Raw genomic sequence first — 5,647 nt, 5'->3', positions numbered from 1 at the left:
CGCCGGCGGGACGCACGGCCCCCTCCGCGACTGACCGCCCCCGGCGCGACGGCCGCGCGGCACGGCGCGGTCCGGCCGTCGCTCCGTGTCCTCCGTGTGTGAAGCCGGTGCAACGATCGAAGAACGTCGCGTGCCGTACCGGTCAAAGAGCCCTGTTTACGGCCACTTTGCCGCCCCGCGCGTGGATCGCGCCGCACCCGCCCGTGGTTAGACTCACCCGACTGCTTACGAGGGGGAGTCCGGCAGCCACGGAAGGAGCGGGATGGTGCAGGCGAAGAAGATCGCGGTCTATGTGCTCACCGTCTTCGTCCTGTATACGATCATCACCTCCCCCGAGCGGGCCGCCGACCTCGTCCAGGTCGGCTTCGAGGGCATATCCAGCGCCGCACAAGGCGTGGGCCACTTCATGACCGAGGTGGTGCGGTAGCACGCCGGTCCCGATCGTCCGGGCTCCCGCGCTTACCGTCCCTCCCCTCTCCCCCGCTCCCGCTCGCCGCGGGGGCGCTTGCGTACCGTCCGTCGCCGCCCCGCCCGCGCCGGGGCATTCGGCCGTCGCCCGTCACCGGTGCGAGGGCAGCGCGTCCGACCGCCCGGAGCCGACGGACGCCGCGCACCGGTCGCCGGCACCCGTCGCGGGGTTCCGTACGGGCTCCGTACGGACACCGCCGAACTTCTCAACTCCTCACCAACACGGCAAATTACGGTGCTTGCACACGTTGCACATGTCTTGTGATGCTATGACCGCTTTTGGCCGAAGAGTGGAGCGACCGGACCCGATGAGGTGGTGACCGAGTGGCGGCGACCCAGACCCGCGAGAGCCGCAGCGCGGAGGCCCGGGCGCTGACCCAGGAGCTCTTCGAGCAGCTCGCCGGAGAGGAGCCCGGCACCGCCGGACACGAACGGGTGCGCACCGCACTCATCGAGGCCAACCTTCCCCTCGTGCGTTACGTCGCCGCACGCTTCCGCAGCCGCAACGAGCCGATGGAGGACGTCGTCCAGGTCGGCACCATCGGGCTCATCAACGCCATCGACCGGTTCGACGCGGACCGCGGTGTGCAGTTCCCCACATTCGCGATGCCGACGATCATCGGCGAGATCCGCCGCTACTTCCGCGACAACGTCCGCACCGTGCACGTGCCGAGACGGCTGCACGAGATGTGGGTCCAGGTCAGCAGCGCGACGGAGGACCTGACGACGAGCTTCGGACGCTCGCCCACCACCGCCGAGATCGCGGAGCGGCTGAAGCTCACCGAGGAGGAGGTCCTCGCCTGCATCGAGGCCGGACGCTCCTACCGCGCAACGTCGTTGGAGGCCGCACAGGAACGCGAGGACGGACTGCCGGGCCTGCTCGACCGGCTCGGCTACGAGGACCCGGAGCTCGACGGGGTCGAACACCGCGATCTCGTAAGGCATCTGCTCGTCCAGCTCCCCGAACGCGAGCAGCGGATCCTGCTGCTGCGCTACTACCGGAATCTGACGCAGTCTCAGATCAGCGCGGAGCTGGGTGTGTCCCAAATGCACGTCTCCCGGCTGCTGTCGCGGAGCTTCGCGCGACTGCGGGCCGCGAACCGAATCGAGTCATAACCGGACAGAGCCAGCCAGGACGACGGCTCAACTTCCCCGTCTGTGCAGTTTTATCGACATGGGGCTACGTCGCGTTGCCTACTTGTGACATTCTGCAAGAGCTGCGTTTGCCGCGACGGCGCTTCCGGTATGCAGGGGGAGGTGCTCCCCTCGCATGAGGGCGCCGCTGCGATCCGTCCGCGACCTCAAGGGGGTGGCATGTCCGTAGAACTGGGCAGCTCGAAGGTGCTCACCGAGAACACGACCGACGACGTCGACGCCATGGGAGCCCCCGAAGCCCCCGCAGAAAACGATGCCATCGACACGCGCACCCTCTCGCGCTCCCTCTTCCTGCGGCTCGCCACGCTCTCCAAGACCTCCCCTGAGCCCGACGGCTCGGGAGACGCCCCCAGCGCGGAACGCACCTACGTGCGGGACACGCTCATCGAGCTCAACCTCCCGCTCGTGCGGTATGCGGCGGCGCGCTTCCGCAGCCGCAACGAGCCGATGGAGGACATCGTCCAGGTCGGGACGATCGGTCTGATCAAGGCGATCGACCGGTTCGACGCCGAGCGCGGCGTGGAGTTCCCGACGTTCGCGATGCCGACGGTGGTCGGCGAGATCAAGCGCTTCTTCCGCGACACCTCGTGGTCGGTACGGGTGCCGCGCCGCCTCCAGGAGCTGCGCCTGGCGCTCACGAAGACGAGCGACGAGCTGTCGCAGACGCTGGACCGCTCCCCGACCGTTCCCGAACTCGCCCACGCGCTGGGGGTGTCGGAGGAGGACGTGGTCGACGGGCTCGCCGTCGGCAACGCCTACACCGCCTCCTCGCTCGACTCCCCCGCACTGGAGGAGGACGGCGGCGAGGGCTCGCTCGCGGACCGGCTCGGCTACGAGGACAGCGCGCTGGAGGGCGTGGAGTACCGCGAGTCGCTGAAGCCGCTGCTGGCCAAACTGCCGCCGCGTGAACGGCAGATCATCATGCTCCGCTTCTTCGCCAACATGACGCAGTCACAGATCGGCGAGGAGGTCGGCATCTCGCAGATGCACGTCTCGCGGCTGCTGACGCGCACGCTCGCACAGCTCCGCGAAGGGCTGATCGCGGAGGAGTGAGCGCCGGCGCACGCTCGGCCCGTACGTGTCACCGGCGTACGGGCACGGGGCGGGCGCGCGAAGGCCCCGCGGACGCGGGGCCGTTGGAACGCGTACGCACGAACGCACACCGGCCGCGGGAACCGCGGAACGTGCGACACGTCGGCCGCACGGCTCGGTTCGGCACGGCACGTCATGTCGCCGGCGCGAGGTCCGTCGAGCGGTCGGCGGCAGGACGGTAAGGGTCTGCGGAGCGCGGACCCGTCAGGCCATCGCGAGCCAGACCGCCGCCGCGACGACGACGATCCCGACGACGACGCCGACGATCAGGCCGACCCGGGAGCCGGACGACGCCTGCTGCGGTGCGGCGCTTCGCCGAGCACCGGGGGCGGCGCTCTCCTCGTCGACGAACGCGCGGAACATCTGCGTGCTGCCGGCAGGGTCCTGCGAGGGGTCCTGACCTTGCGGGGCATGCGGGTTGTGAGCCATGGGGCAGGACGATAGCGAACGCCGCGCGGGCGCGGACAGCCCCGTACCCGCGGCCGCCCCGTCGGTACGGGCCCTCCCCACGGCTCCCCCACGACTCCCGTACGGCTCCGCTTTGCTGATTCTTTGCCTCCGCGGGCACCTCGGACAATTTGCGTACCGCAACTAACGGATTTACGGTTGCCCAAAGCAACAATCTCGGGGGACGACGGATGCCCGCGCAAGCCGCACGCAGCACTTATGAGGAACTGGCCCGCCACCTCGGCGGGCTCGGCGCCGTCCGAAGGGAGTTGGTGCGCGCACTGCCCGCCGACTGCCCTCCGGGCTCCGCCGGGGTGTTGACGCTCCTTCACAAGTACGGCGAGATGCGTATGGGTCGTCTCGCGGAGCTGATGGCGGTAGACATGTCAGTCACCAGTCGCCACGTCACCCACAACGTGGAGCGCGGGTGGGTCGAGCGACAGCCCGATCCGGAGGACGCACGCTCCCGGCTGCTGCGCCTCACGGAGCGGGGAGAGCGACAACTGGACACGCTCTCGGAGGCCACGACCGTGGCTCTGGAGAGCATCCTTCACGACTGGAGCGAGGAGGACGTCGCGGGGCTGAACGGGATGCTCGAGCGACTGCGGGCGGACTTCGGCGACTGCCGCGTCACCGCCCCGGCTGCGTCCTCCCCCTCCTCACCGGCCCGTACGGCCGGTACAAGAGACAGCGCGACCACGGACCACCGCAGGAACACTGCACGGCACTGAAGAAGAGTTAGGGAAAGAATGGCCACGACCACACCATCCGGTGTGCACGGCGGCGCGGGCGAGGCGTCGCACAACGGCGTCCCCCCGTCCTCCGGAACGGGCAGCACCCCGCCCATGACGCACCGGCAGATCATGGAGGCGCTGTCCGGGCTGCTGCTCGGCATGTTCGTCGCCATCCTGTCCTCGACGATCGTCGCCAACGCCCTGCCCCAGATCGTCTCGGAGCTCGGCGGCGGACAGAGCTCGTACACGTGGGTGGTGACGGCGTCGCTGCTGACGATGACCGCCTCGACCCCGCTGTGGGGCAAGCTGGCGGACCTGTTCAGCAAGAAGGTGCTGATACAGACGGCCATCATCGTCTTCGTGCTCGCCTCGGCCAGCGCCGGTCTCGCGCAGAACACCGGCATGCTGATCGCCTCGCGCGCGGTGCAGGGCATCGGCATGGGCGGCATCTCGGCGCTGACGCAGACCGTCATCGCCGCGATGATCTCGCCGCGGGAGCGCGGCCGTTACACCGGCTACATCGGCGCCTCGTTCGCCGTCGCGATGGTGAGCGGGCCGCTGCTGGGCGGCGTCATCACCGACACGAGCTGGCTCGGCTGGCGCTGGTGCTTCTACGTCGGCATCCCCTTCGCCGTCATCGCCCTGCTGCTGCTCCAGCAGACGCTGCATCTGCCGCTGCTCAAGCGCCGCGTGAAGATCGACTGGGCCGGCGCCTTCCTCGTCGCGGCGGCGGCCTCGCTGCTGCTGATCTGGGTGACGTTCGCCGGTGACAAGTACGACTGGCTGTCGTGGCAGAGCTACGCGATGGTCGGCGGCTCGCTGCTGCTGGGACTGCTCTTCGTCCTCGTCGAGGCCAAGGCGGCCGAACCGATCATCCCGCTGCGGCTCTTCCGCAACCGCACGATCGCGCTGACGTCGGCGGCGTCCATGTTCGTCGGCATCGCGATGTTCGGCGCGACGGTCTATCTGAGCCAGTACTTCCAGCTCGCGCGGGGCGAGTCCCCGACGATGGCCGGTGTGATGACGATCCCGATGATCGTCGGCATGTTCCTCTCCACCACGCTCTCGGGCCTGATCATCAGCCGTACGGGCAAGTGGAAGATCTGGCTGTGCTCCGGCGGCGTCCTGCTGACCGCGGGGCTCGGGCTGCTGGGCACCATGCGGTACGACACCGAGTACTGGCACATCGCGCTGTTCATGGCGGGAGTCGGCGTCGGCGTCGGCATGATGATGCAGAACCTGGTGCTGGCGACGCAGAACCAGGTGGAGTCCACCGACCTCGGCGCCGCCAGCTCCGCGGTGAACTTCTTCCGCTCCCTCGGCGGCGCCGTCGGCGTCTCCGTCCTGGGCGCGGTGCTGGCCCACCGCATCTCCGACTACGTGGACGACGGCCTGGCCAAGCTCGGCATCGACCACGGCGGACCGACGGGCGGCGCCGGCAGCGAGATCCCGAAGGTCTCGGAGCTGCCCAAGCCGATACGCGGCGTCATCGAGTCGGCGTACGGACACGGGATCGGCGACATCTATCTGTACGCGGCACCCGTCGCGCTACTCGGTCTGCTCCTGGTGCTGTGCATCAAGGAGGTGCCGCTGAAGACCAAGTCGGGCATCCACGAGGCGAACGACGCCGCGGACGAGGTCGCCACGGCCTTCCTCCAGCAGGAGGGCGCGCTGGCGGCGGGCGCTGCCGGGCAGCCGGTCCGTACGGACGCGGCCGCGTTCGCCGGCGGCGGGCGCCACGCGGCACGGGC

General features: G+C 69.5%; 6 protein-coding genes. 5 read left to right on the top strand and 1 reads right to left on the bottom strand.

Going from position 1 to position 5,647, the window contains the following annotated elements; translation table 11 throughout:
* The first annotated feature begins 262 nt into the window (after positions 1-262).
* The 3 genes from AN218_RS37300 to AN218_RS31425 all read left to right on the top strand — a co-directional run bounded on the left by AN218_RS37300 (position 263) and on the right by AN218_RS31425 (position 2,676).
* Positions 263-427, top strand: coding sequence for a hypothetical protein (locus AN218_RS37300; protein ID WP_171908866.1), 165 nt, complete (start codon positions 263-265; stop codon positions 425-427).
* Positions 428-792: 365 nt separating this feature from the next.
* Positions 793-1,584 carry an RNA polymerase sigma factor SigF gene (locus tag AN218_RS31430; protein WP_070020424.1) on the top strand — a complete coding sequence of 264 codons (792 nt, stop codon included), beginning with the start codon at positions 793-795 and terminating at the stop codon, positions 1,582-1,584.
* Between the two features lie 198 nt (positions 1,585-1,782).
* A complete protein-coding gene (locus AN218_RS31425) occupies positions 1,783-2,676 on the top strand; it encodes an RNA polymerase sigma factor SigF (protein ID WP_070020423.1) in 894 nt (297 codons plus the stop codon).
* A 243-nt stretch (positions 2,677-2,919) separates the two neighbouring features.
* Here AN218_RS31425 and AN218_RS31420 read toward each other — a convergent pair whose 3' ends face one another.
* Positions 2,920-3,144 (bottom strand): hypothetical protein, encoded by a 225-nt coding sequence (locus AN218_RS31420; protein ID WP_070020422.1) that lies wholly within the window; start codon positions 3,142-3,144, stop codon positions 2,920-2,922.
* Between the two features lie 209 nt (positions 3,145-3,353).
* Between AN218_RS31420 and AN218_RS31415 the strand changes: the two genes are divergently transcribed.
* Positions 3,354-3,893, top strand: coding sequence for a MarR family winged helix-turn-helix transcriptional regulator (locus tag AN218_RS31415; protein ID WP_070020421.1), 540 nt, complete (start codon positions 3,354-3,356; stop codon positions 3,891-3,893).
* Between the two features lie 114 nt (positions 3,894-4,007).
* The coding region (locus tag AN218_RS31410) for an MDR family MFS transporter (RefSeq protein ID WP_141747777.1) at positions 4,008-5,647 on the top strand (1,640 nt) is incomplete at its 3' end.

Source organism: Streptomyces nanshensis (genome assembly GCF_001751255.1).
In the GTDB taxonomy this organism is placed as follows: Bacteria; Actinomycetota; Actinomycetes; order Streptomycetales; family Streptomycetaceae; genus Streptomyces; species Streptomyces nanshensis_A.
This window is presented reverse-complemented; position numbering and strand designations above follow the sequence as displayed.

Excerpts from the sequence above, each read along its gene's own strand:
- AN218_RS31420 (WP_070020422.1), bottom strand. The coding sequence starts at position 3,144 with ATGGCTCACAACCCGCATGCCCCGCAAGGTCAGGACCCCTCGCAGGAC.
- AN218_RS31415 (WP_070020421.1), top strand. The coding sequence starts at position 3,354 with ATGCCCGCGCAAGCCGCACGCAGCACTTATGAGGAACTGGCCCGCCAC.
- AN218_RS31425 (WP_070020423.1), top strand. The coding sequence starts at position 1,783 with ATGTCCGTAGAACTGGGCAGCTCGAAGGTGCTCACCGAGAACACGACC.
- AN218_RS37300 (WP_171908866.1), top strand. The coding sequence starts at position 263 with ATGGTGCAGGCGAAGAAGATCGCGGTCTATGTGCTCACCGTCTTCGTC.